Genomic DNA, 26,341 nt, shown 5'->3' on the forward strand with positions numbered 1-26,341 from the left:
CCCAAGCCGTCCCGGTCAGACCAGCGTCTCCAGCACCTGGGCGACCCCGTCGTCGGCGTTGCTGGCGCACTGCCGGGACGCGGCGGCGAGGACGTCGGGGTGCGCGTTGGCCACGGCGTACGACGTCCCGGCCCAGCCCAGCATCGGCAGGTCGTTGGGCATGTCACCGAACGCCCAGACGTCGTCGGGGCCGAATCCCCGCTCAGCACACCATCGTTCGAGGGCGATGGCCTTGCTGACGCCCAGCGGACTGATCTCGGCCAGCCCTTCGGCACCCGAGAAGGCGATCACGGCGCGCTCGCCCACCACCTCGGCGACAGCCTCCAGGAACGCCTGCTCGTCCATCGACGGATGACGACCGAGCAGCTTGCCCACGGTGATGTCCGCCGGCAGGTCTTCCATCGTGTCGACCAGCAGGTCGGCCGGTTTGCAGTCCGGGAGGTATTCGGGATAGGCCCGCTCGGCATGGCTGCCATCAGCACACTCGGCGGCAAAACCTATGCCTGGCAACGCTTTTCGCAGGTCAAGGAGCAACTCGGCCATGATCGTACGATCGAACCCGAGCGTGTGCTGCACGCGACGGGAGTGCACGTCGTAGACGAACGCTCCGTTGCCGCACAGCACGATGCCGTGCCCGCCGACGTCGGCAGCCAGCGCGTCCAGCCAGCGCGGCGGACGAGCGGTGACGAACACCGTCTCGACGCCGAGCAAGGTGACCGCTTGGAGGGCGGCACGCGTACGCGCACTCACCACACCGGACGGATCGAGCAGGGTGCCATCGAGATCGCTGGCGATGACCCTGGGCCGCAACATTCAGACCAGACGGGTCAGCCAGCCGCGGGTGTCCTCGGCGCGGCCGGTCTGGATGTCGAGCAGGGACTCCCGGATCTTGGTGGCGACCTCGCCGCCCTCGCCCTCGGGCCCGGTGCGAACCTCACCGTCCGTCCACACGAGCCGACCGACCGGCGTGACGACGGCGGCCGTCCCGCAGGCGAACGCCTCGGTGATCTCGCCGGACTCGGCGCCAGTTCGCCACTCCTCCAACGAGATTCGCCGCTCCTCGGGCGTCAGGTCGAGCTCCTTGGCCAGCTCGAGGATCGAGGAGCGGGTCACGCCCTCGAGGATCGAACCGGTCAGCTCCGGAGTGACGATCCGCCCGTCCTTGTAGACCAGGAAGACGTTCATGCCACCGAGCTCCTCGATGTACTTCTGCTCCACCGAGTCCAGGAAGACGCTTTGGTCGCAACCGTGCTCGCCGGCCTCGATCTGCGCCGCCAGGCTCGCCGCGTAGTTGCCGCCGCACTTGGCCGCACCCGTGCCGCCGATCCCGGCGCGCGAGTAGTGCTCGGAGATCCACAGGGACACAGGCTTGAGGCCGCCGGAGAAGTACGACCCCGCTGGCGAGGCGATGAGGCAGTAGGTGACCTCCGCTGCCGGGCGCACACCGAGGAACGCCTCGGACGCGAACATGAACGGCCGCAGGTAAAGGCTGGCCTCTCCGGTCGTGGAGTCCGGCACCCAGTCGAGATCGGTCTTGACCAGTGCGCGGAGCGACTCCAGGAAGTCCTCCTCCTCCATCGCCGGCAGCGCGAGGCGATGTGCGGAGCGGGCGAAGCGCGCCGCGTTGGCCTCCGGTCGGAAGGTCCAGACCGAGCCATCCGCGTGCTTGTAAGCCTTCATGCCTTCGAAGATCTCCTGCGCGTAGTGCAGGACGGCGGCCGACGGCTCGAGCTGCAGCGGACCGTACGCCGTGATGCGCGCGTCTCCCCAGCCCTCACCCTTGCGCCAGACGGCCAGCGCCATGTGGTCGCTGAACTTCTGGCCGAACCCCGGGTTGGCGAGGATGACGTTGCGCTCGGCCTCGGCGAGCCGGTCCGGCCGCTCGGTGACCTCGAACGCCAAGGACGGGGACTGCGACATGACTCCTCCTGAGATACACCGGGACGGCCCGTCGGCGACGACGGGACCACGCGTTCAAGCGTACGGCCCACGCGGTGACGTCGATCACAAGCCCCGTCTCCCCTGCTGAGACCGGAGCGCGTGGGGTGTGGTTCGCCAGCGGGAAGGCCCGCGGCGACGGGGTCAGACCAGACGAGCGGCGATGGCGTCGCCGATCTCGCTGGTCGACCGTACGGCGTTGCGGCGGTCGCTGAGATCACCGGCGACCGCGTGCTCGACCCGCGCAGCCTCCTCGTCGCGCCCCAGGTGCGACAGCAGGAGGGCGACGGACAGGATGGTCGCCGTCGGGTCGGCCTTGCCCTGGCCCGCGATGTCCGGAGCGGAACCGTGCACCGGCTCGAACATCGAGGGCGATGCGCCCTCCGGGTTGATGTTGCCGGAGGCCGCGAGCCCGATGCCGCCGGTCACGGCGGCAGCGAGGTCGGTGATGATGTCGCCGAAGAGGTTGTCCGTGACGATCACGTCGAAGCGACTCGGGTCCTGGACGAGATAGATCGTCGCGGCATCCACGTGCGCGTAGGCGGTCTCGACGTCGGGGAACTCCTCGCCGACCTCGTCCACGGTCCGGCGCCACAGGTGACCGGCGTGGCTGAGCACGTTGTGCTTGTGGACCAGAGTGAGGTGCTTGCGCTCGCGCGCCTGAGCACGGGCGAACGCGTCACGGACGACGCGCTCGGCGCCGAAGCGGGTGTTGACGCTGACCTCGGTGGCGAGCTCCTGCGGAGTGCCGACACGCAGCGCGCCGCCGTTGCCGGTGTAGGGCCCCTCAGTGCCTTCGCGCACCACCACGAAGTCGATGCCCTTGGGAGCCACGCGGTCGACGGCCAGCGGCGTGATGACGCCCGGATAGAGCCGCGACGGGCGCAGGTTGACGTAGTGGTCCAGCTCGAACCGGATGCGCAGCAGCAGCTGACGCTCCAGGACACCGCTCGGGACACTGGGGTCACCGATTGCGCCGAGCAGGATCGCGTCGTGCCCTCGCAGCTCCCCGAGCACGGAGTCAGGCAGCGTCTCGCCGGTTTCGTGCCATCGGCGCGCGCCCAGGTCGTACTCGGTGCGGTTGACCTTGGCAGCAGAGACAGCCTCGAGAACCTTCAGGCCCTCGGCCACGACCTCCGGGCCGATGCCATCGCCCGCGATGACCGCCAGGTCGATGCTGTTCGTCACGTCGCTGTCCTCTGTGCCCATGGCCGCGTCTCCTCCCCCAGTCGACATCGCAGGCTCCCTCGAGTCGGCATCGTCGTCACGCATGCCGCCAACAGTAAGTAGCCGTCTTGCATCTTGGTACGTCGATCTCGAAATACGGACAACAATCTCACGGCACGAGCAGGAGCTTCCCCGTGGTTCGTCGACCCTCGAGGTCGGCGTACGCGCTCGCCGCGTCGCGCAGCGGGTAGCGGCCACCGATCTCCAGCGAGAGCTCGCCGGCACTGATGGCGCCAAGCACCTCACCGGCACGGTGCAGGAGATCTTCCCGTGTCTCGATGTAATGCGCCAGGGTCGGACGCGTCACATAGAGCGAGCCGCCCGAGTTGAGCCGCTGAAGGTCGAAGGGCGGGACCTGGCCGCTTGCTCCCCCGAACAGGACGAGCATGCCGCGACGGCGCAACGACGCCAGGGAGGCCTCGAAGGTCGCCTTGCCGACACCGTCGTACGCGACCTGAACACCGTTGCCACCATTGGCTTCTCGGACCTTCTCCGCGAGATCTCCCGACTGGGTGTAGTCGATGGCCCCACGGGCTCCGAGGCGCTGAGCGATCTCGAGCTTGTCGGCGGTGCCCGCGGTGGCGATGACCTCGCCGCCCTTGCGGGTGATCATCTGCACCAGGAGCTGGCCGACTCCTCCAGCGGCGGCGTGCACGAGCGCGACGTCACCGGGCTTGATCTCGTAGGTCGTGTTGACGAGGTAGTGCGCGGTCATCCCCTGCAGCATCGCGGCGGCTGCCACATCGAGATCCACACCGTCCGGCACTGGCACGAGCGCATCGCGCGGCACGTTGATCACGCCCGCGGCGCTGCCGAGTCGCTGCGCCCAGGCGACCCGCTCCCCCGTACCGACAACCTCGCCGGCGCCTTCGGAGCACGTCGTGAACGGTCGTGGGACGGGATACACACCCTGCCGTTGGTAGACGTCGATGAAGTTGACGCCGACCGCACCGACCCGGACCTGGACCTCGTCCGGCCCCGGATCGGGGACCTGCACCTGCTGCAGCTCCATCACATCGGGCGCGGTCACGACGAGTGCCTCAGTAGTGGTCATGTCAGCCCCAACTCTCGATGAGTCCCAGATCATTCCGTGCGTGCCGGGGCCGATGCGCACCCGGACATGGTGGAGCCCCTGGTCGTTGTCCGGACGACCAGGGGCTTCTATCCCCAATGTGACGCTGCGCGGGAGATCAGTCGCGCAGGTCCAAGGACTCTTGAAGGGCGCGGCGTGCTTCCATCTCTTCTTCAGTCATGATCATCAGTCCTTCGCGGTTCTCATCTCGTGACCCCGGGGGTGCGTGGGGTGGAGCAGGTCTGTAGTCAGCGGCAACGCGGGATCTCCGCGGTGAGCAGCTGACTAGAGAGACTCACCGCGGCGTCGAAGGATGTGGATCAGCCGCGTCATAACTCGAGAGTAGGACGGGGTGTCCACGTCGCGATACCGCCATCTCAGATGCCGGTCCGGGGCCGCAGCGCTATCCCCAGTGCGGGTGTCAGGTCCGCTGACTAACCTGTTCCAGTGACCACGACGCTGACGCTGCTCTCGCAGGTCGGCTACCGCAGCACCGAGATCGCCAGCCCTCAGCTGCGCCAGCTTCTCGCGCTGCTGGCCCAGGACCTGCGGACCGGCGCGAGCACGACCCGGCTGGTCGACGGCCTGTGGCCGGACGACCGGCCGGCCAAGCCCACCAAAGCCCTCCAGGTGCTGGTCTCGCGCGCTCGCTCCGTGCTCGGCCACGAGACGATCGTCAGCACCCCGACCGGCTACCGGCTCGATCTCGCTCTCGACGAGGTGGATGTCACCGCCGTCGAGCTGAGCGCCAACGCCGGGGTCCGGGCCGCGCGCGAGGGTGACCACGACCTGGCTCTCAAGCACGCCGAGGCCGGCCTCGCCCTCTGGAACGGATCGCCTGCCGGACTGCAGGACGCCACCGGGCCGCTGGGAGCGCTGCGAGCCGAGCGTTCTCAGACCTACGCCTCGCTGTGCCGCCTCCAGGCGCTGTCGCTGGCGCGGCTGTCTCGTTTCGAGGAGGCGCTGCCCGCGCTTCGCGAGCTGAGCGAGGAGCACTCTCGTGACGAAGAGCTCCTCCAGGAGCTGCTCCACGCCGAGGCCGCGACGACCGGCCCGGCCGCGGCCCTCGAGCGCTACGAGTCGTACCGGCGTCGGCTGCGCGACGACCTAGGCACCGATCCGGGATCGGCCCTGCAGGCCGTCCAGCGGGAGCTGCTCAACGGCGAGGCGCCGACCGTCCGGGCCGGCATCCCGCACGAACCCAACGCCCTGCTCGGCCGGGACGACGACCTCGACGCCGTCGCCGCCCTCGTCCGATCCTCGCGAGTGACCTCGATCGTCGGCCCCGGCGGTCTCGGCAAGACGCGCCTCGCCAACGTGGTGAGCCGTCGGGCGCAGCAGCGAGTGGTGCACCTGGTCGGACTGGCTGGTGTGTCCACCGACGAGGGTGTGCTGGCCGAGGTCGCCTCCGTGCTCGGCGTACGCGATGCGCGGGTACGCCCTGGAACCGCGCGGCTGACCGCACCGCGCGACGTACTCACCGGCATCGTCGAGGCGCTCGGCCCCACTCCTTCGCTGCTCGTGCTGGACAACTGCGAGCACGTCGTCCAAGGCGTGGCCGACGTGGTTCGTGCCCTCGTGTCCATGTCGCCTGACGTCCGTGTCCTGACGACGAGCCGGGCGCCGCTCGGCCTGAGCTCGGAGTCGGTCTACCTCCTGCCCGAGCTCGACCTACGCACCTCGGTCGAGCTGTTCGGGCAGCGCGCTCGTGCGGCACGCCCCGATGTCGACCTCCCTGCCGAGACCGTGGAGCGACTCTGTCGCGCCCTGGACGGTCTGCCGCTCGCGGTCGAGCTTGCAGCTGCCCGCACCAGGGTCATGTCAGTGGCGCAGATCGAGCAGCGCCTGACCGACCGGTTCGCACTGCTGCGGGGCGGGGCCCGCGATGCGCCCGCCCGCCACCAGACCCTGCTGGCGGTCATCGACTGGAGCTGGAACCTCCTGCACGACGACGAGCAGTCGGCGCTGGCCGCGCTCTCGATCTTCCCTGACGGATTCACCCTCGATGCTGCCGACGCAGTGCTGGGCATCGACTCGATGCTCGTGCTCGAGCAGCTCATCGCGCAGTCGTTGCTCAAGATCGTCGAGTCGGCGGCCGGCAGTAGGTTCCGGATGCTGGAGACGGTGCGGGAGTTCGGTGCCATTCAGCTCACATCGACCGGTCGCTCCACAGCTGTACGCGCGGACTTCCTGAGCTGGGCTCGCGAGGTCGGACGTCGACACTCGCCCATCCTGGTCGGCCCGGCGCCGTACGCCTCACTCGACCTGCTCCGCACGGAGCAGGACAACCTCGTCGCCGCCATGCGGCTGGCCACGGAGGATGAAGACGCCCGGACCGTGGCCGCCGTCTTCGCGGCGCTCGGCACGATGTGGACGATGGAGTCGACCCATACCCGCGCCGTGAGCTTCGCCGCGCCCGTCGCCTCAGTGCTTTCCCATGCGAGCGTGGCGCGCGAGGATCTGGAGATCACCCGCACGGCACTGGTGATGGCTGCAAGCAACGCGATCATGCTGGCCGACCACACGGCCGCCCGCGTCTTCGTCGTGCTGGGTCGCTTGCCGGCCCCCGACTCCATCACACAGATCTCGATCATGGCCGACCTGCTGCTCCAGATCCGTGAGCTCTCGCAGGTCGACTCACCCCTGCTGCGCACCCTGACCCGCGACGAGAACCCGCTCGTGGCGTGCACCGCAGCCGGGATCGCCACCCAGACATGGGAGAACGAAGGCCTCGTCGAGGACGCCTTGCAGGCCGCGCGCATCATGGTGCTGCGGCTGGCCGACGACACCAGCCCCTGGTTCCGCGCGGTCGCCCACGCACGGGTCGGCGAGCTCAGCCTGCACCTCGGCCGACCCGACGAGTGCGAGACCGAGATGCGCAAGGCGATCCCGGTGCTCGAGCGCATCGGCGCCTGGACCGACGTGATGCAGGCCCGGTGGACCCTCGTGCTCGCGCGGCTGCAGGTCGGCGACGTCGAGGGCGCGGAGGAGTGGCTGGAGCGGGCGAGCGAGCATTCTGGCGAGGACCCGTTCGGCATGCGCATGCTCGACATCGGGGTGCGCGCCGAGATCGAGCTCGTGAAGGGCAATCTCGACGACGGGCTACGGACGTGGCGACGGGCCGTGGACCGCGTCCAGAGCATCATGAACGGCTTCTTCCAGACCGACCCGCCCGGACTGGAGCCGTGGACGATGTCGACCGAAGCCGTCGCTCTCGCCGCGCACGCCCGGTCGGGCCGGCTCGAGCTGGTCCCCGACCTCGCGGACCGGCTCAGCAGCAAGCTGCGAACCGTCCTCGCGGTGCCCGACGACAAGCGCCGCAACTTCGTCTTCCTCGACTACCCCGTCGCCGGTTCCGGGCTGCTCGCCCTGGGTCTGGTGGCGCTGCGGCCCGGCGCCTCGACGGCAGACTCCGCGACCGGCGCCCGGCTGGTCGCTCTCGCCGAGGCGTTCTCCTACCCGCGGGCGCACCCGTCGATGAAGCGCGAGACCAACCGCGCCGTGGCTCTCGAACGCAACAAACCGGCGTACGACGAGGCAGTCTCGTCGTACGCCGGTTTGAGTCGCGCAGACCTCGTCACCGAGGCGCTGCGACTGCTGGATCAGATCTGACGGCGGTAGCCCTTCACCGCGAGCGGCATGAAGATGGCAACGACCGCGAGGCAGGCCACGATCGCCCAGCCGACCTGACCGGTGACCTGACCGTCGTTCATGAGGTCGCGCAGCGCGGTCACCACGTGGGACACCGGGTTGACGTTGACGAACGACTCCAGCCAGTTCGGCAGCGACGACGACGGCACGAACGCGTTGGACAGGAACGTCAGCGGGAACATCAGCATCAGCGAGACACCCTGCAGACCCTGTGCCGACTTCATGACCGTGGCGAGCGCAGTGAAGACCCACGCCAGCGCCCAGGCGGTGAACACGATCAGCAGCGTGGCGCCGACGACACCGAGCGGGTCCGGGCGGTAGCCCATCGCGATGCCGACCGCGAGCGTCATGACCGTCGCGACGAAGTAGCGCACGATGTCGGCGATCGCCGGCCCGGCAAGGGGGGCGACCCGTGACATCGGTAGCGATTTGAATCTGTCGAAGACGCCCTTCTCCATGTCTTCGCGCAAGGTCACGCCGGTGCCCATGCAGGTGGTCAGAGCGGTCTGCGCGAGCAGACCGGGGATGAGGAGCGGGAGGTACTTGCTCACATCACCTGCGACTGCGCCACCGAAGATGTAGCCGAACATCGGTGTGAACAAAAGAGGTTGGATCGTCACGTCGAAGAACTGCTCCGGGTTGCGGCGCATCTTCTGCAGAGCACGACCGGCCATCAGCCAGCTCTGCCGGATCGTCTCGATCAGACTGACACGTGATTTCAGCTGGGGCAGGGTGGCCCCACGGGTTGCGGTGAGCGTCGTCATCGGCTCATCTCCATCTGCTCGGGCTGCTCTCCGGCAGCCGTACGTCGGTTGGTCTGGTCGACGTCGTCCTGGACGTCGTCGTCCTGGATGTGCGCGTGCTCGCCGGTCAGGGCGAGGAAGACCTCATCCAGGGTGGGCTGCTCGACCTGCAGGTCGGTGACGCTGATGTCGTTGCGCCGCAACGTGATCAGCACCTCGGCAGCCTCATCGGCACGGTCCAGCGGCACGGTCAGACGAGCGGCCTCAGGCGTGCGGTTGGCCGGACGCCCGAGCAGCTGGGCAACCAGCCGCGAGGCGGCATCCATGTCGACCGGGTCGGCCAGACCGACCGCTAGCGTCGAGCTGCCGACGGACGCCTTGAGCTCCCCCGAGGTGCCCTGGGCGACCTTGCGGCCACGGTCGATCACGGCGATCCGGTCGGCGAGCTGGTCGGCCTCGTCGAGGTACTGCGTGGTGAGCAGGATCGTCGAACCCTGCGCGACGAGGTCACGGATCGTGTCCCACATCTGGCCGCGGGTCCGCGGGTCGAGGCCGGTGGTCGGCTCGTCCAGGAAGATCAGCGGCGGGCGCGCGATCAGGCTGGCCGCGAGATCCAGCCGTCGGCGCATACCGCCGGAGAACTTCGCGATCGTCTTGTCCGCGGCCTCCTCGAGGCCGAAGCTGCCGAGCAGGTCGGACGCGGTGACGGACGCCTGCTTGCCGGACTGCCCGTGGATGCGGGCGAAGAGCCGCAGGTTCTCGCGGGCGGTGAGCTTCTCATCCACCGAGGCGTACTGACCGGTGACACCGATCAGCTGGCGCACCTGGTGCGGCTGCTTCTTGACGTCGACGCCGAAGATCTGCGCCTCGCCGCCGTCGATGCGCAGCAGCGTCGCGAGCATCTGCAGCATGGTGGTCTTGCCTGCGCCGTTCGGGCCCAGGACGCCGAAGACCTCGCCCTCGTGCACCTGCAGGTCGATCCCGTCGACCGCGCGCAGCTCCTTGAACTGCTTCACGAGTCCGGTTGCTTCTACTGCCAAAGTCATGGTGTTCCCCTTTCCTACGTCGAGGTCGGGCACCGTCAGGGGTGCTGTCGACTTCGCCCAGAGTGCAGGGGGTCACCTTCGAGGCGGTTTCACACCAGTTTCAGCCGCCTTCCGCCTCACCAACCCCGCTTGGCCGACAGTGCAAGCCGTGTCGCTACGAATTTCGCGGAAGCGACGCGGCTTGCACTGTCGGCCAAGTTGGAGGAGTCGGGGACGTACGACGGCCGGTCACCTCACGATGAGGTGACCGGCCGCGTACGACTGGGCTTGGGTATCAGCGCGCGGCTGAGCCCTCGACGTAGTCGTTGTCCGTCGACTCGTCCTTGATCCAGCTCATCAGGCCGCGCAGCTCCTTGCCGGTGGCCTCGATCGGGTGCTGGGCAGCCTTCTCGCGGAACGCCTTGAACTCCGGCGCACCGGCGTCCTGGTCCTCGATGAACCGCTTGGCGAACGCACCGTTCTGCACGTCGGCGAGCACGGCCTTCATGTTCTCCTTGACGCGCTCGTCGATGACGCGCGGGCCGGAGACGTAGTCGCCGTACTCAGCGGTGTCGGAGACCGACCAGCGCTGCTTGGCGATGCCGCCCTCGACCATCAGGTCGACGATGAGCTTGAGCTCGTGCAGGCACTCGAAGTAGGCGACCTCCGGCTGGTAGCCGGCCTCGGTGAGGACCTCGAAGCCGTACTGCACGAGCTGCGAGGCGCCGCCGCACAGGACCGACTGCTCACCGAACAGGTCGGTCTCGGTCTCCTCGGTGAAGGTCGTCTTGATACCGCCGGCGCGCAGTCCGCCGATGCCCTTGGCGTACGACTTCGCCAGGTCGAAGGCCTTGCCGGACGGGTCTGCCTCGACCGCCACGAGCACGGGCACGCCGCGTCCGTCGACGTACTCACGGCGGACGAGGTGGCCCGGGCCCTTGGGCGCGACCATCGCAACGTCCACGCCCTTGGGCGGCGTGATGTAGCCGTAACGGATGTTGAAGCCGTGGCTGAAGAAGAGGGCGTTGCCCTCCTCCAGGTGCGGCTGGATCTCCTCGGCGTACAGGACGCGCTGCACCTGGTCGGGCGCGAGGATCATGACCAGGTCAGCTTCCTTGACCGCGTCGGCCACGTTGAGGACCCGCAGGCCCTCGGCCTCGGCCTTGGCGCGCGACTTCGAGCCTTCCTTCAGGCCCACGCGCACGTCGACACCGGAGTCACGCAGGTTGAGTGCGTGAGCGTGTCCCTGGCTGCCGTAACCAATGACGGCAACCTTGCGCCCCTGGATGATCGACAGGTCTGCGTCGTCGTCATAGAACATCTCGGCCACGGTAACTACTCCTTGTTGTTGTTGCTGTGAAAGGTCTTGTGGTTGAAGGGAACTCACGCCGACTTGAGGGCGCGGTCCGTGATCGAACGTGGGCCGCGGCCCATCGCGATGACACCGGACTGGACGAGCTCACGCACGCCGTACGGCTCGAGGGCGGTCAGGAAGGCGTTGACCTTGTCGCGGTGCCCGGTGGTCTGGATGATCACCGAGTCGGGTGACAGGTCGATGACATTGGCACGGAACACATCGGCCAGCTGCAGCACCTGACTGCGTGCCACGGTGTCGCACCGCACCTTGATGAGCAGCACCTCACGCTGGACTGATGCGCCCTCCTCGAGCTCGACGACCTTGAGCACCTCGATGAGCTTGTTGAGCTGCTTGGTCACCTGCTCCAGCGCGATCGACTCGACGTCGACCACGACGGTCATCCGGGAGATCTCCGGATGCTCGGTGGGACCCACAGCGAGGGACTCGATGTTGAAACCGCGCCGCGAGATCAGCCCGGAGATGCGCGCGAGCACACCCGGCTTGTTCTCCACCAGCACCGACAGTGTGTGTGAGCTCATGGCGTCTCCTCGCCTGCCTCGTCGTCTTCACGGTCCCAGACCGGTGTCATTGCTCGGGCGACCGTCACCTGGTCATTGCTGACGCCGGCCGGGACCATTGGCCACACCATCGCGTCGCGCTCCACCACGAAGTCGATCACGACCGGGCGGTCATTGATCTCCAGGGCCTTCTGGATCGTGGCGTCCACGTCCTCCGGCTTCTCACAACGCAGACCCACACAGCCGTACGCGTCCGCCAGCTTCACGAAGTCCGGCACCCGGGTGCCGCTCGCGGAGGTGTGGAGATCGGTGTTGGAGTAGCGCTGGCCGTAGAACAGCGTCTGCCACTGGCGCACCATGCCCAGGCTGGAGTTGTTGATGATCGCGACCTTGATCGGGATGTTGTTGATGACGCAAGTCGCCAGCTCCTGGTTGGTCATCTGGAAGCAGCCGTCACCGTCGATCGCCCAGACAACCCGGTCCGGCTCGGCCTCCTTGGCGCCCATCGCCGCCGGGACCGAGTAGCCCATCGTCCCGAGACCGCCGGAGTTCAACCATGAGTTGGGGCGCTCGTACTGGACGAACTGTGCGGCCCACATCTGGTGCTGGCCGACGCCGGCGACGTAGGTCCCCTCAGGGCCGGTGAGCGCACCGATCCGCTCGATGACGTACTGCGGCGCGATCGCGGTGGCGTCCTCGGCGACGGTGTAGCCGAGCGGGTAGGTCGCCTTCCACTTCGTGGTCCTGGTGCGCCAGGCCGCGTAGTCACCACCACGCCCAGCGTCGATGTCCTCGCGCAGCGCCTTCGTCAGCTCGGTGATGACCTCGAGGCAGTCACCCACGATCGGCACATCGGCGACCCGGTTCTTGGAGATCTCGGCAGGGTCGATGTCGGCGTGGATGACCTTGGCCAGTGGCGCAAACGACGAGAGCTCGCCCGTCACTCGGTCGTCGAAGCGAGCGCCCAGCGTGATCAGCAGGTCCGACTTCTGCAGCGCGGTGACGGCTGCCACCGAACCGTGCATCCCCGGCATGCCGAGATGCAGCTCGTGGCTGTCGGGCACGGCGCCGCGGGCCATCAGCGTGGTGACCAGCGGGATCTGAGTCAGCTCGACCAGCTCGCAAAGGGCAGCACTGGCACCGGCCCTGATCACTCCTCCCCCGATGTAGAGGACCGGGCTCTTGGCCTCGCGGATCAGCGCGGCCGCGGCCTTGATCTGCTTCTGATGCGGCTTGGTCACCGGCCGGTAGCCCGGCAGGTCGAAGGTGGGTGGCCACGAGAAGGTCGTGGTCGCGGTCAACGCGTCCTTGGTGATGTCCACGAGCACCGGGCCGGGTCGGCCGCTGGACGCGACGTGGAACGCCTCCGCCAACGCCCGCGGGATGTCCGCAGGGTCGGTCACCAGGTAGTTGTGCTTGGTGATCGGCATCGTGATGCCGCGGATGTCCGCCTCCTGGAAGGCGTCCGTGCCGATGACTCGCGCGGCGACCTGGCCGGTGATGGCCACGATCGGGATCGAGTCCATGTAGGCGTCCGCGATCGGTGTCACCAGGTTGGTGGCGCCGGGACCGCTGGTCGCCATGCAGACGCCGACCTTGCCGGTCGCGGCGGCGTAACCCGTCGCGGCGTGACCGGCGCCCTGCTCGTGCCGGACGAGGACGTGGCGCACCTTGACCGAGTCGAGAAGCGGGTCGTACGCCGGCAGGATCGCCCCTCCCGGAATGCCGAATACCGTTCCGACTTCGAGGGCCTCGAGCGACAGGACCAGGCTCTGTGCACCTGTGACGGTGCGCGGCTGGGCGCTGGGCCGGCCTGCCAGATCTGCTGGCGACGGCGGGCGCGATGCTGCACGAGCAGCCATCGTCGTCTCACTCACGGTTGGTCACCGCTTTCGGTCGGAATGGGTCGGGCGTCGGGTCATCTGCGGTCTGGACACAAAAAAACCCTCAGCCGTGGGACGGCATTGAGGGTGAGCGCGCGAGCTGATCGGAGTCAGCAGGCGCGCCTGGGAAGTACGAGAATTCGTGTCACGGCCACAGCGTGGCGCACCCAGCCGGCCGTGTCAACGGATGAGAACGCGATCCCAGATACCAAGACCGGACTCGCGTCAGCCGTCGACGCTGACCTTGGTCAGCAGCTCCGGCCACGACGTATCGATCCGATGGCCGCCCCAGCGCACTCCGGCCCACAGCACCAGCGGACCGAGCACGAGCGCCAATGCCAGAGCCGCGATCTGGAAGAGCCCGTGCGACATCCCGATCACCGCGAGGACGATCACCGGCACTGAGAGGACCACGGCCCCCGCGGTCCCGACGACGTACACCACGATGGTGGCGAACCCGTTGCCCGAACCGGTCGAGAACGGGTTGCCCCCAGGAGGTGGTGCCGTGCCTGGATACACCGCTCCGACTGCCAGACCCAGCCCCGAACCGCAGCAGGCCAGTGAGATGGTCACGGCGAGGACCACGATCAACCGGTCGTATCGGCCGGAGAGGACGAGCGCGATGGCCAGCGCCACCAGAGTGAGCGGCACGACCCAGGTCATCAGCGCCATGACCCGACCCCATCGGTCTGCGGAACCGCTCACACCGGAGCTGACGTGAGTCCACAACGCCGAGCCGTCGTACGCCAGGTCAGCGATGAGACCAGGCCCACACAGGGCAGCCAGGACGAGCGGCATCGTCAGCAGCGCGTCGCGGTCGCTGCCGCCTGAGCTCATCGACAGGCCCATGACCACGGGCAGGATCACGAAGCTCACCATGGCCGCGACGTAGCGCGGGTCGCGTCGCCAGTAACGGAGGCACCGCGCAGCGACCGCACCGGCCGGTGCGGTGCCGTAGAGGCTCTCTAACCGGTGACCGGACCTGACCTGGGTGGCCGCAGTGTCGGTGACGGTGGTCAGGGCACGGTCCAGCAGGCGGCCCCACCCCCACCAGAGGGCGAGGACCAAGGACACGGCCAGCCCAAGATGCACGGCAGCCGTCCCCCACGCGCCGTCGGCAACGTCTGCCGGCACCGCCCAGGCCCAGCCGTACGGCGTCCAACCGGCCACGTGTCCCGCGGACACTGCGAAGTCGCCGGCGCGATCCGGGTCATCGCTGCCCGCCCTGCCGATGAGGTTCATGCCGAGACCGAGACTGACGCTCAGGACGCCAAGAAGGACGGCCGCCAGATCTTTGAACCTGCGCCCGCTGAGCACGTGGGCGAAGGCTGAGGTGATGACTCGGGAGGCCAGGAAGCTGGTCGCCACCCCCAGCACGATCGCGATCAGTGCCGCGCCGACCGCGAGGACACTACGAGACCAGGTGGCCAGCAGACCGAACGCCGCGAGGCACGTCGCCACGCCGGGTACGCCGATGAGGCCGGCGATCATCATGCCCGGTCGCAGGCGTTGCGCCGTCAGCGGCAGCAGCGCGAAACGACGTGGGTCCAACGTCTCATCAACACCGAAGGCGAGCAGCGGCAACACGGTCCAGGCGACTCCGAGCGAGGAGAAGATCAGCACGGTCACCGCGCGCGCGGTCTCACGGTCTGCCGTCCGCAACCCGATGAGGGCCAGCAGGACCGCCAGAACGAGGACGGCCGCGAAGCAGGCGCCGATCACGATCCCCGCCGCCCGGGCCGTGCTGCCGGCCAAGGAGCGCCGCAGCAGGGTCAGCTTCAGTCCGACGAGGACTGCAACCATGACAAACCTCTCGGATCGGCTGCCTGGACACCGACGAGGTCCAGGAATCGCTGCTGCAGCGACTGGCCGGCGCGCACCTCGTCGGTCGTTCCCTGGACGACGACCTGGCCAGCGATCACGATCGCCAGCCGGTCGCACAGCTGCTCGACCAGCTCCATCACATGGCTGGACAGGATGACCGTGCCGCCGCTGCCGACGTAGCTGCGCAGGATGGTGCGGATGGCCTCACCCGACACCGGGTCGACCGCTTCGAACGGTTCGTCCAGGACCAGCAACCTGGGCGTGTGGATCAAGGCACACGCCAAACCGATCTTCTTGGTCATGCCGGCCGAGTAGTCGACGACGAGCGTGTTGCCGTCGCCATGGAGCCCCAGTGCGTCCAGCAGCTGCTCGGTACGCTCGGCGACGACCTGTTGAGGAACTGACCGCAAGAGACCGACGTACCGCAACAGCTCCCGGCCGCTGAGCCGGTCGAAGAGTCGTACGCCGTCCGGCAGGACTCCCATGAGCGCCTTCGCACCCGCAGGATCAGACCACACGTCATGGCCCACGACGGCCGCCGATCCCACGTCCGGGCGCAGCAAGCCGGTCGCCATCGACAGGGTGGTCGTCTTGCCTGCACCGTTCGGACCGACGAGGCCGTACAGACTGCCGCGTGGGACCTGCAGGGACAGCCCGTTCACGGCTGTCTTGGGTCCGAACGACTTCACCAGTCCACGCAGATCAAGAGCTGGCACTTCCCCGAGTTGCATGGACGTGAGTTAACCAGCCCGGGACCTGACCCACCCCATCAGTCGCAGACAGCGCCCTTGCTCGCGCTGCCGACCAGCTTGCGGTACTTCGCGAGCACGCCCCGGGTGTACTTCGGCTCGGGGGCGGTGACCCCTGCCGTACGCCGACGCTCCAGCTCCGCGTCCTCGACCAGCAGGTCGAGCGTGCCGCCCGCAACGTCGAGGCGGATCCGGTCGCGGTCCTGGACGAAGGCGATCGGTCCGAGGTCGACCGCCTCGGGTGCAACGTGGCCGACGCAGAGCCCCGTCGTCCCACCTGAGAAGCGACCGTCGGTCAGCAGCAGCACGTCCTTGCCGAGCCCGGCGCCCTTGATGGCTCCTGTCACGGCCAGCATCTCGCGCATGCCCGGTCCGCCCTTGGGCCCCTCGTAGCGGATCACGACGACGTCGTTGGGCTGCAGTGCGCCGTTCTCGACAGCGTCCATCGCTGCGCGCTCACCGTCGAAAACCCTTGCGGTGCCTTCGAACACGTCGCTATCGAAGCCGGCCGACTTGACCACGGCACCTTCGGGAGCGAGCGAGCCCTTGAGGATGGTCAGCCCGCCGGTCGCGTGGATCGGCTCCTTCATGGCGCGGATGACCTTGCCGTCGACATCGGGCGGCGCGACGTCGGCAAGGTTCTCAGCGACCGTCTTGCCCGTGACGGTCAGGCAGTCACCGTGCAGCAGGCCGGCGTCCAGCAGGGCACGCATCACGACGGGCACGCCGCCGACACGGTCGATGTCGGTCATGACGAACTGGCCGAACGGTTTGACGTCGGCCAGGTGGGGCACCTTGGCGCCCACGCGCTGGAAGTCGTCGATACTCAGGTCGACCTCGGCCTCGTGCGCGATCGCCAGCAGGTGCAGCACCGCATTGGTCGAGCCGCCGAACGCCATGACGACTGCGATCGCGTTCTCGAAGGCTTCCTGGGTCATGATCTGGCGAGCCGTGATCCCCTTGCGCAGCATCCCGACGACGGCCTCGCCGGACTTGCGCGCGAAGCCGTCACGCCGACGATCGGTCGCGGGCGGCGCAGCGCTGCCAGGAAGCGACATCCCCATCGCCTCAGCGACCGAGGCCATTGTGTTGGCGGTGTACATGCCACCGCACGCTCCCTCGCCGGGACAGATCGCACGCTCGATCGCATCGACGTCGGCGCGGCTCATCTTGCCGGCCGTGCAGGCACCCACGGCCTCGAACGCGTCGATGATCGTGACCGTCCGCTCCGACCCGTCGGACATCTTCGCGATGCCCGGGAGGATGGATCCGGCGTAGAGGAAGACCGACGCGAGGTCGAGCCGGGCGGCAGCCATCAGCATGCCCGGCAGCGACTTGTCGCAACCGGCGAGAAGGACTGAGCCGTCTAGCCTTTCGGCACTCATGACGGTCTCGACCGAGTCGGCAATGATCTCGCGGCTGACCAGGGAGAAGTGCATCCCCTCGTGGCCCATCGAGATGCCGTCGCTCACCGAGATGGTGCCGAACTCGAGGGGGTAACCGCCTCCTGCGTGCACACCGTCCTTGACCGCCTTGGCCAGCCGGTCGAGCGACAGGTTGCAGGGCGTGATCTCGTTCCAGGAGCTGGCGACACCGATCTGGGGTTTGGCGAAGTCGTCGTCGCCAAGGCCTACCGCACGAAGCATCCCTCGCGCCGCGGTCTTCTCGAGACCGTCGGTGACGTCGCGGCTGCGGGGCTTCATGTCAGGCGTCTGCGTCATGGCTCCGATGTTATGACTGTGTCCGAGGAATGGGACGTAGGTCCCGCGATGTGAGCGTCCTCAGCCGCGCGGTGTGTACACGGTGCGCAGCCGCGCTGCACGGGGCGCCACGTCGGCCCAGTCGGTGTCGACGTTGAGGACGGCGACCGTGCAGGTCGGGAAACCTTCGGCCAGACGTTCCTGGACGTCCTCGTCTCCCTCGCCGTCCTGCAGGGTGGCAGCGAGGTCCGGGAGCCCCGGCGCGTGACCGACCATCACGAGCGTGATGGCGTCGGGGTCGGCCTCACGCACCACCCCCAGCAGCCGCTGCGCGGGTGCGTTGTAGATACGCGGGTCGTGCTCGACCACGGTCCCGAGCTTGCTCGCCTCGACGATGCCGGCCCAGGTCTCACGCGTCCGAGCCGCCGTGCTGCACAGCACCAGGTCCGGCGCGATGCCTTGCTCCCGCATCCAGCGGCCGGCCGCGTCAGCGTCAGCCCTGCCCCGCTCGCTCAGGGAGCGGTCGTGGTCGACCTTGGCCTCGGGGTCCTCGGCCTTGGCGTGCCGGATCAGCACGAGCTGCCGGTGGGTGGCGTCGTTCATGACATTCAGCATGTCAGCCGAACGCACCAAAGCACGAGAGGCGGCGCCGCCCTTCCGGGTCCGGAAGTCAGCCCTAGGAGGGGTGCACCACGTGCGACAGACCCTGCCCGTCGGCGTACGCCGTCAGCTCACGCTTCAGGAAGGCCAGGGCCCTCGGGACGAACGCCGAGCTCGCGCCGCCGATGTGCGGACTGATGAGTACGCCGGGCGCACGCCACAGCGGATGCTCGGCCGGCAGCGGCTCGGGATCCGTCACGTCGAGAGCCGCCCGGAGTCGGCCGGCCGAGCACTCGGCCAGCAAGGCGTCCGTGTCGATGACGCCGCCACGCGCCACATTGACGACCAATGCACCGTCCGGCAGCGCGCTCAAGAACTCCGCGTCGACCAGGTGACGAGTGCGTTCGGTCAGCGGCACGATGAGGATGACGACCTCGGCATCCGGCAGCAACGTCGGGAGCTCGTCCACTCCATGCACGCGCTCGACCAGGTCGTCGCCTTGCCTGGCCCGCGACGCGACAGCGGTCACGTGCGCCTCAGAAGCGTTGAGCCGCTTGGCAATTGCGCGTCCGATCGATCCGTAGCCGACCACCAGCACTCGCCGGTCGGCCAGGGAGGGTGCGCCGGCGTATCGCAACCACTGGCCGGTCTCCTGAGCGCGGACGAAGTCCGGGATGCCGCGCTGCGAAGCGAGACTCAGCGCGAGCGCGAGCTCGGCGGTCGAGGTGTCATGGATACCAGCGCCGTTGGCGAGGACGACGCCTTCGGGTAGGTAGGGCACCGCGTGCTCGTAGCCCGCCGTCACGAGCTGGACCGCGCGAAGGCGAGGCACGTTCGCCAGCTGCTCCAACCTCGTCGGCGAGCCCATGTAGGGCGGGATCACGACCTCGATGTCGTCACGCTCCGGCGGAGCCTTCAGATCCCAGTGCACCAGGTCCACACCGGGCAGCACGCCCAGCTCGGCGATCCATTCTTGGTCGGGCAGCGACACAACGACAGCCATGCTCGGAAAGGTACGCGTGACACGGAGCAGGATCCGGTGCACCCCTGCACAATGAGTCATGGGCACTCGTCGGATCCGCACCGCCTGCACGGCCGCTGCCGTCGCAGTCGTGGCCTTCACCGGTTGCGAGTCGAGCCCTCCTGAGAGCTCAGGGTCGACGGCCGGCTCGTCGGCCAGCGCCCCCGCGCCCGCACCGAGCAGCGGTGGTGCACCCACCAGCTCATCGGAGTCGCGCACCACGGTGGCGAGCAAGCTCGACGTGCCGTGGGGCCTCGCGTTCCTGCCCGACCGCAGCGCACTACTCACCCTGCGCGACAAGGCCGAGGTCCTGCAGATCAGAGAGGGCGCCAAACCGGTGTCGGTCGGCAAGATCGACGGCGTCGAGCCGAATGGCGAGGGCGGCCTCCTCGGCATCGCCGTGTCGCCTCAGTTCGCTTCTGACAAAAGGGTATTCGTCTACTACACCACCGGCTCGGACAACCGCGTCGAGCGATTCACCTTCGACGGCAAGGCGTTGCACGCGGATCGCGTGATCCTGCAAGGCATTCCGAACGCCGATCACCACAACGGCGGTCGACTCGAGTTCGGTCCCGACGGCCGGCTCTACATCGGCACGGGTGATGCCGGTGAGACGAGCCACTCACAGGACACGTCGTCCCTCGGCGGCAAGATCCTGCGCGTCGACCAGGACGGCAATGCACCTACGGACAACCCGAACTCGGGCTCACCGGTCTGGAGCTGGGGCCATCGCAACGTGCAGGGGCTCGCCTGGGACAGCGCGGGCCGGATGTTCGCCAGCGAGTTCGGGCAGAACACCTGGGATGAGCTCAACCTGATCCGCAAAGGCGCCAACTACGGGTGGCCAGTGGTCGAGGGCAAGGGCAACCGTGCGCCGTACGTCGACCCTCTGGTGCAGTGGCGGACCTCGGACTCCTCACCCAGCGGGCTGGCGATCGGTACGGACGGAGCGGCTTACATGGCCGCCCTCGCCGGTCGGGCACTCTGGCGAGTCCCACTGAACGGCATCACCGCCGGCACACCAGAACGGTTGCTGGACAACCAACTTGGGCGAATCCGTACGGTGGAGCGTGCCAGCGATGGTCGCCTCTGGATCGTCACCAGCAACACCTTCCGGGGGTCGCCCAGCGATGACGACGACCGTGTGATCGCAATGCGACCGCCGCTGTGAGCACCGCTGAGGACGAGGGATTCCGCGAGCTGGTCGAGGCTCGCTGGCACCGCTGGCTCGATGTCGCCTACCTGGTGATCGGCGACGAGCGAACTGCTCACGAGGCCGTCCTCGACACGTTCATCCACACCAGGCGGTCGTGGACCGACCTCAACGGCTCCCCGGCGACAGCTGCGCTTCGCCGGCTCGTCCGGCGATGTCGTACGGAGGCCGAGGGTCGTGCCCCGGCCTTCCCTGAGGATGCTCCCGAGGACTTCGCGCTGGACGAGCTGGCGCGTACGCGGGCCGACCTCGTCGCCGCGTTCAGCACCCTCCCGATCGAGCAGCGCCTCGTCCTTGCACTTCAGGCGGTCGAGGACCTCACCGACCACGAGATCGGCGACGTCCTCGAACGCACCTCGAACGAAGTGGCAGGCGAAGGACAGTCCGGCCTCCGGTCGTTGCAGCCAGTCTGCCCGCCGTCGTGGTCGATCGCTCAGATCGAGTCGGAGCTGCGCCCCGCTCTGCGCGCTCACGCAGATCTCGCGGTCGATGGCGAACACCCTTGGGAGACAACACAGCTCGCCCTCTCCCAAGCCGACCATCGCCGCAGACGTACGACGGTGGTTGCGCTGGCTGCGCTCGTGGCAGCCCTCATCGCGGCGGGCGGGATAGCACTCGCGCTCCGGGACGACCCGAAGCCGCATGGCCAGCCCTCGCCGACCAGGTCGACCTCAGTTGCTCCGCCTGCGCTGGATGCCCGGAGCGACGACATCAAGAACTGGCCGTTGCGCGGCTCGTTGAGTGCGCATCCTGAGCTGCTCGACCCGCTGCGTGACTCGCCGCAGCTGGACGGCATGTTCGGAGGGGACCAGCCGGTCTACATCGACCGCTTCATCTTCGCCGGCGATATCGGGCAGAGCCGCTTCGTGATCGGCTACAGCGCCGACGTGTCGGAGGCTCAGCAGACCGGGCTCCTGGTCTGGAGCGGCAAGCGAGGTGCCCCGCTGAACACTCTCAAGCCCGCGGTCGCGGACGGCTTTGGAGTCGTGGCTCTGATCCGTCGGCCGGCTGATGGCGCCGGTGATCTCCTCGTGCTGGCACCGGTCGGCGCCAAGCCCGTCAAGGTCTCGCCCGGGCCGACCTATCACCTCGACGGCACTGCGACCAGGACGGAGACCCGGCTGCCCTTCACCGACGGCACCGCCTCGATGACGCTCCCCGCGACCGGGCCGGACGTCGTCATGGTCACCACGGATGGCGGGCAGGCAGCGCTCGCCACCATGGTCGGCGACCTCGAGGGACTGCAAGCGCCTCCGAAGACGGAGTCGGTCGTACAGAGCCTGCTCCGCACCTTCGCCTCGAACCACCGGATCCCCGTCGCGCAGGTCACGCTCCTGGATCAGCAGACCTTCCGCTACAAGGCGCCGGCGTCACCCTCATTTCCGGGTTCTGCGTCCCAGAACGGTCCCTCCGTGACGGGTCCCGACGTCGACTGGACGGCCACCATGGTGGTGATGCGCAAACCGGACGGCACCGTGTTCAGGAGCAGCGCCGTGTCGCAGTCCGGCGCCGACGGACAGGGCGCGCCAGGGCCTGAAGCCCTCACCGACACCCCGACTGACGCTCGCTACTGGCGCGGCCGACCGATGCCGCTTGTGGAGATCACGGACAGCGACAAGCAGACGATCGTGCTGCTCGCGCCCGGGGCATCGAGCGTGACGTTCAGCGGCCCGGGTGCCAAGCAGATCGGGCTCAAGCGCATCGCACCCGGGGTCTTCCGTGGACCGCTGGCGACAACCGCGTGGTACGTCGACCCGCTCAAGGTCCGGGTCGAGACCAAGGATGCGGGCGGCAAGGCGCTCGGCTCGTGGCCACTGATCACGGCGTCTGAGCAGGACCCGTTCGCTCAGAATGGTCCGGACACGATGACAACCAGGACCTACTGACGGTCGAGAAGAATCAGACCGGTGAGGCCCAGACGACGTAGTTGTCGACGTGGTGGTTGCCGACGACCTGGGACGACGCGTCGCAGGTGATCAGCGCAAGGACCGGCTTGCTGGAGGTGCCCCAGACCCGGGCATCGGTCTGCAGCTTCTTCTTGTCGATCGAGGCCTCGTCGTAGACCTTGAACTTCTTCTGCGCGCCGTTGCCGAAGCCGACCGTCACGACGTCGCCCACCGACAGCTTGTCGAGCTTGTAGAACACGTCCGGACCGTCGTACATGACGTGGCCGGCGATGACCGAGATGCCCGTCTGCCCGGGTTTGACGGACTTGTTGTACCACTGCGCCACACCGGCCGGAGGGCTGATCTCGCCGCGGCCGTTGACCCCGAGCGAGGCGAGCGACCGGTTGAACCCGATGGTCGGCATCGAGAGCCGGGTCGGGGCGCCGGCAACCGGCTTGCCCGACGTTGCCGCTCCCCCGTCGGTCGCCCCGCGCGTCGCACCGTTGACACCGGTGCCGTTGCCGTCCGGCTTCATCTCCCCGACAGCGGGCACCGAGCCCGTCGCCCCAGGGGTCTGCGCGTTGGTGCTCGGCGCGCCCGGAGTGCTCGCGGCAGTACTGCTGTCGCCGAGAGGCGACGACGCGTCGTCCGAAGAGCCGCCACACCCGGCCAGCAGCACCCCGAGCGCCAGTGCGCCCGCCGCGGCGCGGAGCGAGCGGGACTTCGGAGTCGTGGTCATGCTCATCAGGTCAAGAACCTCTCATGGTTTGGGGAGCTGGCATCGGGGCACGACAAAGACGCTCGACGCCGAGGACCCCCGTTGCCCGCAGGCGACCCAATCGTACGAAACCTGCCGCCCTCGGGCGACGGGATCGGCCGGATCAGGAGGTGAGTCGCTGGACCAGGAGCTCGCGCACCTTGGCCGCGTCGGCCTGGCCCTTCATCGCCTTCATGACCTGGCCGATGAGCGCGCCGACCGCCTGGACCTTGCCGTCCCGGACCTTGTCCGCGACATCCGGGTTGTCAGCGATGACCTGGTCGACGGCGGCCTCGAGCGCGCCGTCGTCCTGCACCAGCTCCAGGCCGCGCGCGTCGGCAACGGCCGTCGGTGAACCTTCGCCGTCGATGACGCCTTCGAGGACCTGGCGGGCCATCGAGTCGTTGAGGCGACCGGCCGTGACCATGCCGTCGAGCTCGGCCACGTGAGCCGGCGTGACGTTGAAGTCCGAGACGCTCTTGCCCTCGTTGTTGGCCCGACGAGCCAGCTCACCCGTCCACCACTTGCGGGCCGCGGCCGGCGAGGCACCCGCGGCGACGGTCTCCTGGATGATCTCGACAGCGCCGGCGTTCATCACGTCGCGCATCTCGAGATCGCTGTAACCCCAGGCGGACTGGAGCCGCTTGCGACGCTCAGCCGGAGGCTCGGGCAGCGTCGTCCGCAGCCGGTCGACGAGCTCTCGGGACGGCGCCACCGGCACCAGGTCCGGCTCCGGGAAGTAGCGGTAGTCATCGGCGTCCGACTTGGGGCGGCCGGACGTCGTGACGCCGGTGTCCTCGTGCCAGTGCCGCGTCTCCTGCAGGATCGAGCCGCCACCGTCGAGCACGGCCGCGTGACGGCACATCTCGTAGCGGACGGCTCGCTCGACCGAGCGCAGCGAGTTGACGTTCTTGGTCTCGGTGCGGGTGCCGAGCTTGGTGGCGCCCTTGGGCATCAGCGAGACGTTGGCGTCGCAGCGCATCGAGCCCTGCTCCATCTTGACGTCGCTGACGTCAAGCGCCTTGAGCAGGTCGCGCAGCGTCGCGACGAACGCCCGGGCGACCTCGGGAGCGCGCTCGCCCGTGCCCTGGATGGGCTTGGTCACGATCTCCACCAGGGGGATTCCGGCGCGGTTGTAGTCGACCAGCGAGTAGTCCGCGCCCTGGATACGGCCGGTCGAGCCGCCGACGTGCAGCGACTTCCCGGTGTCCTCCTCCATGTGCGCACGCTCGATGTCGACGCGGAAGACCTCGCCGTCGTCGAGCTCCACGTCCAGGTAGCCCTCGAAGACGATCGGCTCGTCGTACTGCGACGTCTGGAAGTTCTTCGGCATGTCTGGGTAGAAGTAGTTCTTGCGCGCGAAGCGGCACCACTCGGCTACCTGACAGTTGAGCGCGAGGCCGATCCGGATCGCGGACTCGACCGCGACCGCGTTGACCACCGGCAGCGCGCCGGGCAGGCCCAGGCAGACCGGGCAGGTCTGGGTGTTGGGATCGGCTCCGAAACCGGTCGCGCAGCCGCAGAACATCTTGGTCGCGGTGCCCAGCTCGACGTGCACCTCGAGCCCCATGACCGGGTCGTACTTCTCGAGCACCTCGTCGTAGGGCAACACCGCGTCCGCAGTCGTCGTGGTCATCGGAGCGCCTCCTTGGCGGTCGGCTCGGCGGTCGCGGACGTCAGCTCGGGCGGAGTGAGCGGCCCGCCCCACTTCTCGAAGAGGGCTGCTTCGAGAGCCGCGCCGACGCCGTACATCAGGTCGTCCCGCGTGGCTGGTGCGAGGATCTGGAAGCCGGCGGGCAGAGCGTCCTCGTCCGCGAGGCCGCTGGGGAGCGAAAGGCCAGGGATACCAGCAAGATTCGCCGGAATCGTGGCCACGTCGTTGAGGTACATCGCCATCGGGTCGTCGAGCTTGTCACCCAGCTTGAACGCCGTGGTGGGCGCCGTCGGCGAGACCAGCACGTCGGCCTTCTCGAAGGCTGCGGCGAAGTCGCGAGCGATGAGAGTGCGGACCTTTTGGGCCTGCCCGTAGTAGGCGTCGTAGTAGCCGCTCGACAACGCGTAGGTGCCGAGGATGATCCGGCGCTTGACCTCGTCACCGAAGCCGGCGTCGCGCGAGGCGGCCATGACCTGCTCGGCGCTCGGGCTGTCGACGCCCTCGGGGCTGACGCGCAGGCCGTAGCGCATGGCGTCGAACTTGGCGAGGTTGGAGGACGCTTCGCTGGGCAGGATCAGGTAGTAGGCGGCCAGGCCCTGCTTGAACGTCGGGCAGGACACCTCGACCACCTCGGCGCCGCGGTCGACCAGCAGCTGCACCGACTCCTCGAAGCGCTGCTGCACCCCGGGCTGGAATCCCTCGCCGGAGATCTCCTTGACGATGCCGATGCGCAAGCCCTTGATGTCGGCCTTGCGGGCAGCCGCGATCACCGGAGGCACCGGCGCGTCAATCGAGGTGGAGTCCATCGGGTCGTGCCCGCCGATGACCTCGTGCAGGAGCGCGGCGTCCAGCACCGAGCGCGTGCACGGGCCGGCCTGGTCCAACGAGCTGGCCAGCGCGATGAGGCCGTAACGCGAGACGCCACCGTAGGTCGGCTTGGCCCCGACCGTGCCCGTGACTGCGGCGGGCTGGCGGATCGAACCGCCGGTGTCGGTGCCGATCGCCAGCGGTGCTTCGTACGCCGCGACGGCCGCCGCCGAGCCTCCTCCAGAACCGCCCGGGATCCGCTCGAGGTCCCACGGGTTGTGGCTGGGGCCGTAGGCCGAGTGCTCGGTCGAGGAGCCCATGGCGAACTCGTCCATGTTGGTCTTGCCGAGGATCGGCAGACCGGCGGCGCGCAGCCGGGAGACCAGCGTGGCGTCGTACGGCGGGATCCAGCCCTCGAGGATCTTGCTGCCGGCGGTCGTCGGCTGCCCCTGGGTGGCGACGACGTCCTTGACGGCGATGGGTACGCCGGCCAGCGGGGACAGGGCCTCGCCCTTGCTCCGGCGGTCATCGACCTCGCGGGCCGCGGCCAGCGCGCCCTCGGAGTCGATGTGCAGGAACGCGTGCACATCGCCGTCGACGGCGGCGATGCGGTCCAGGTGGGCCTGCGTGGCCTCGACCGAGCTGATCTCCTTGCGGGTCAGGCGGTCGGCGATCTCGGCAGCAGTGAGCCGGGTGATGTCAGTCAAGGGAGCGAT

At 68.4% G+C, this 26,341-nt stretch carries 20 protein-coding genes; 3 read left to right on the top strand and 17 right to left on the bottom strand.

The genetic code is table 11. From position 1 onward, the window contains the following. Positions 1-15 precede the first annotated feature (15 nt). The 4 genes from VV02_RS18835 to VV02_RS18850 all read right to left on the bottom strand — a co-directional run bounded on the left by VV02_RS18835 (position 16) and on the right by VV02_RS18850 (position 4,219). The gene (locus VV02_RS18835) at positions 16-813 is read right to left on the bottom strand and encodes an HAD hydrolase family protein (RefSeq protein ID WP_052594001.1); all 798 of its coding nucleotides are present in this window, start codon (positions 811-813) and stop codon (positions 16-18) included. Further along, positions 814-1,920 carry a branched-chain amino acid aminotransferase gene (locus VV02_RS18840; protein WP_052594003.1) on the bottom strand — a complete coding sequence of 369 codons (1,107 nt, stop codon included), beginning with the start codon at positions 1,918-1,920 and terminating at the stop codon, positions 814-816. 162 nt (positions 1,921-2,082) lie between these two features. Next, on the bottom strand, positions 2,083-3,147 hold the full coding sequence (locus VV02_RS18845) for a 3-isopropylmalate dehydrogenase (protein WP_052594005.1): 1,065 nt from the start codon (positions 3,145-3,147) through the stop codon (positions 2,083-2,085). A 127-nt stretch (positions 3,148-3,274) separates the two neighbouring features. Next, the gene (locus VV02_RS18850) at positions 3,275-4,219 is read right to left on the bottom strand and encodes a quinone oxidoreductase family protein (RefSeq protein ID WP_052594007.1); all 945 of its coding nucleotides are present in this window, start codon (positions 4,217-4,219) and stop codon (positions 3,275-3,277) included. A 465-nt stretch (positions 4,220-4,684) separates the two neighbouring features. Here VV02_RS18850 and VV02_RS18855 point away from each other — a divergent pair, with 465 nt between their 5' ends. Beyond that, positions 4,685-7,849: an ATP-binding protein gene (locus tag VV02_RS18855; protein WP_052594010.1), complete on the top strand. Its 3,165-nt coding sequence runs from the start codon at positions 4,685-4,687 to the stop codon at positions 7,847-7,849. On the opposite strand, the gene VV02_RS18860 is transcribed toward VV02_RS18855, so the two are convergent. The 10 genes from VV02_RS18860 to VV02_RS18905 all read right to left on the bottom strand — a co-directional run bounded on the left by VV02_RS18860 (position 7,840) and on the right by VV02_RS18905 (position 19,290). Further along, positions 7,840-8,652: an ABC transporter permease gene (locus VV02_RS18860; protein WP_052594012.1), complete on the bottom strand. Its 813-nt coding sequence runs from the start codon at positions 8,650-8,652 to the stop codon at positions 7,840-7,842. The genes VV02_RS18855 and VV02_RS18860 overlap by 10 nt on opposite strands. After that, positions 8,649-9,677, bottom strand: a complete 1,029-nt coding sequence (locus tag VV02_RS18865; RefSeq protein WP_052594013.1) for an ATP-binding cassette domain-containing protein — start codon at positions 9,675-9,677, stop codon at positions 8,649-8,651. Before VV02_RS18865 ends, VV02_RS18860 begins: the two co-directional genes overlap by 4 nt. A gap of 274 nt (positions 9,678-9,951) precedes the next feature. Continuing rightward, positions 9,952-10,986, bottom strand: a complete 1,035-nt coding sequence (ilvC, locus tag VV02_RS18870; protein WP_052594015.1) for a ketol-acid reductoisomerase — start codon at positions 10,984-10,986, stop codon at positions 9,952-9,954. Positions 10,987-11,039: 53 nt separating this feature from the next. Continuing rightward, positions 11,040-11,552, bottom strand: a complete 513-nt coding sequence (gene ilvN, locus VV02_RS18875) for an acetolactate synthase small subunit (RefSeq protein ID WP_052594017.1) — start codon at positions 11,550-11,552, stop codon at positions 11,040-11,042. Continuing rightward, on the bottom strand, positions 11,549-13,408 hold the full coding sequence (locus VV02_RS18880; protein ID WP_425412280.1) for an acetolactate synthase large subunit: 1,860 nt from the start codon (positions 13,406-13,408) through the stop codon (positions 11,549-11,551). The genes ilvN and VV02_RS18880 overlap by 4 nt, the downstream gene beginning before the upstream one ends. 231 nt (positions 13,409-13,639) lie before the next feature. Further along, a complete protein-coding gene (locus VV02_RS18885) occupies positions 13,640-15,217 on the bottom strand; it encodes a hypothetical protein (protein WP_052594024.1) in 1,578 nt (525 codons plus the stop codon). Continuing rightward, positions 15,193-15,969 carry an ABC transporter ATP-binding protein gene (locus VV02_RS18890; protein ID WP_052594025.1) on the bottom strand — a complete coding sequence of 259 codons (777 nt, stop codon included), beginning with the start codon at positions 15,967-15,969 and terminating at the stop codon, positions 15,193-15,195. The genes VV02_RS18885 and VV02_RS18890 overlap by 25 nt, the downstream gene beginning before the upstream one ends. A 38-nt stretch (positions 15,970-16,007) precedes the next feature. Next, entirely contained in the window at positions 16,008-17,708 is a 1,701-nt protein-coding gene (ilvD, locus tag VV02_RS18895; protein ID WP_052594026.1) for a dihydroxy-acid dehydratase, read from the bottom strand. Between the two features lie 60 nt (positions 17,709-17,768). Next, a complete protein-coding gene (locus tag VV02_RS18900; RefSeq protein WP_052594027.1) occupies positions 17,769-18,290 on the bottom strand; it encodes a SixA phosphatase family protein in 522 nt (173 codons plus the stop codon). A 73-nt stretch (positions 18,291-18,363) separates the two neighbouring features. Further along, positions 18,364-19,290, bottom strand: coding sequence for a 2-hydroxyacid dehydrogenase (locus VV02_RS18905; protein WP_052597259.1), 927 nt, complete (start codon positions 19,288-19,290; stop codon positions 18,364-18,366). A 58-nt stretch (positions 19,291-19,348) separates the two neighbouring features. Between VV02_RS18905 and VV02_RS18910 the strand changes: the two genes are divergently transcribed. Together VV02_RS18910 and VV02_RS18915 are read left to right on the top strand one after the other, a co-directional pair. Beyond that, positions 19,349-20,479, top strand: a complete 1,131-nt coding sequence (locus VV02_RS18910) for a PQQ-dependent sugar dehydrogenase (RefSeq protein WP_052594029.1) — start codon at positions 19,349-19,351, stop codon at positions 20,477-20,479. After that, positions 20,476-22,407 (top strand): RNA polymerase sigma factor, encoded by a 1,932-nt coding sequence (locus VV02_RS18915; RefSeq protein WP_052594031.1) that lies wholly within the window; start codon positions 20,476-20,478, stop codon positions 22,405-22,407. The genes VV02_RS18910 and VV02_RS18915 overlap by 4 nt, the downstream gene beginning before the upstream one ends. Positions 22,408-22,420: 13 nt before the next feature. Here the strand turns inward: VV02_RS18915 and VV02_RS18920 are convergent, their stop codons facing one another. The 3 genes from VV02_RS18920 to gatA form a co-directional block, all read right to left on the bottom strand. Next, complete coding sequence (locus VV02_RS18920; protein ID WP_245633131.1) at positions 22,421-23,146, bottom strand: class F sortase; 726 nt, start codon at positions 23,144-23,146, stop codon at positions 22,421-22,423. Between the two features lie 142 nt (positions 23,147-23,288). Next, complete coding sequence (gene gatB, locus VV02_RS18925; protein ID WP_052594035.1) at positions 23,289-24,800, bottom strand: Asp-tRNA(Asn)/Glu-tRNA(Gln) amidotransferase subunit GatB; 1,512 nt, start codon at positions 24,798-24,800, stop codon at positions 23,289-23,291. Beyond that, on the bottom strand, positions 24,797-26,332 hold the full coding sequence (gene gatA, locus VV02_RS18930) for an Asp-tRNA(Asn)/Glu-tRNA(Gln) amidotransferase subunit GatA (protein ID WP_052594037.1): 1,536 nt from the start codon (positions 26,330-26,332) through the stop codon (positions 24,797-24,799). Before gatA ends, gatB begins: the two co-directional genes overlap by 4 nt. Between the last annotated feature and the right edge of the window lie 9 nt (positions 26,333-26,341).

The sequence above is a fragment of the Luteipulveratus mongoliensis genome (assembly GCF_001190945.1).
Classification (GTDB): domain Bacteria; phylum Actinomycetota; class Actinomycetes; order Actinomycetales; family Dermatophilaceae; genus Luteipulveratus; species Luteipulveratus mongoliensis.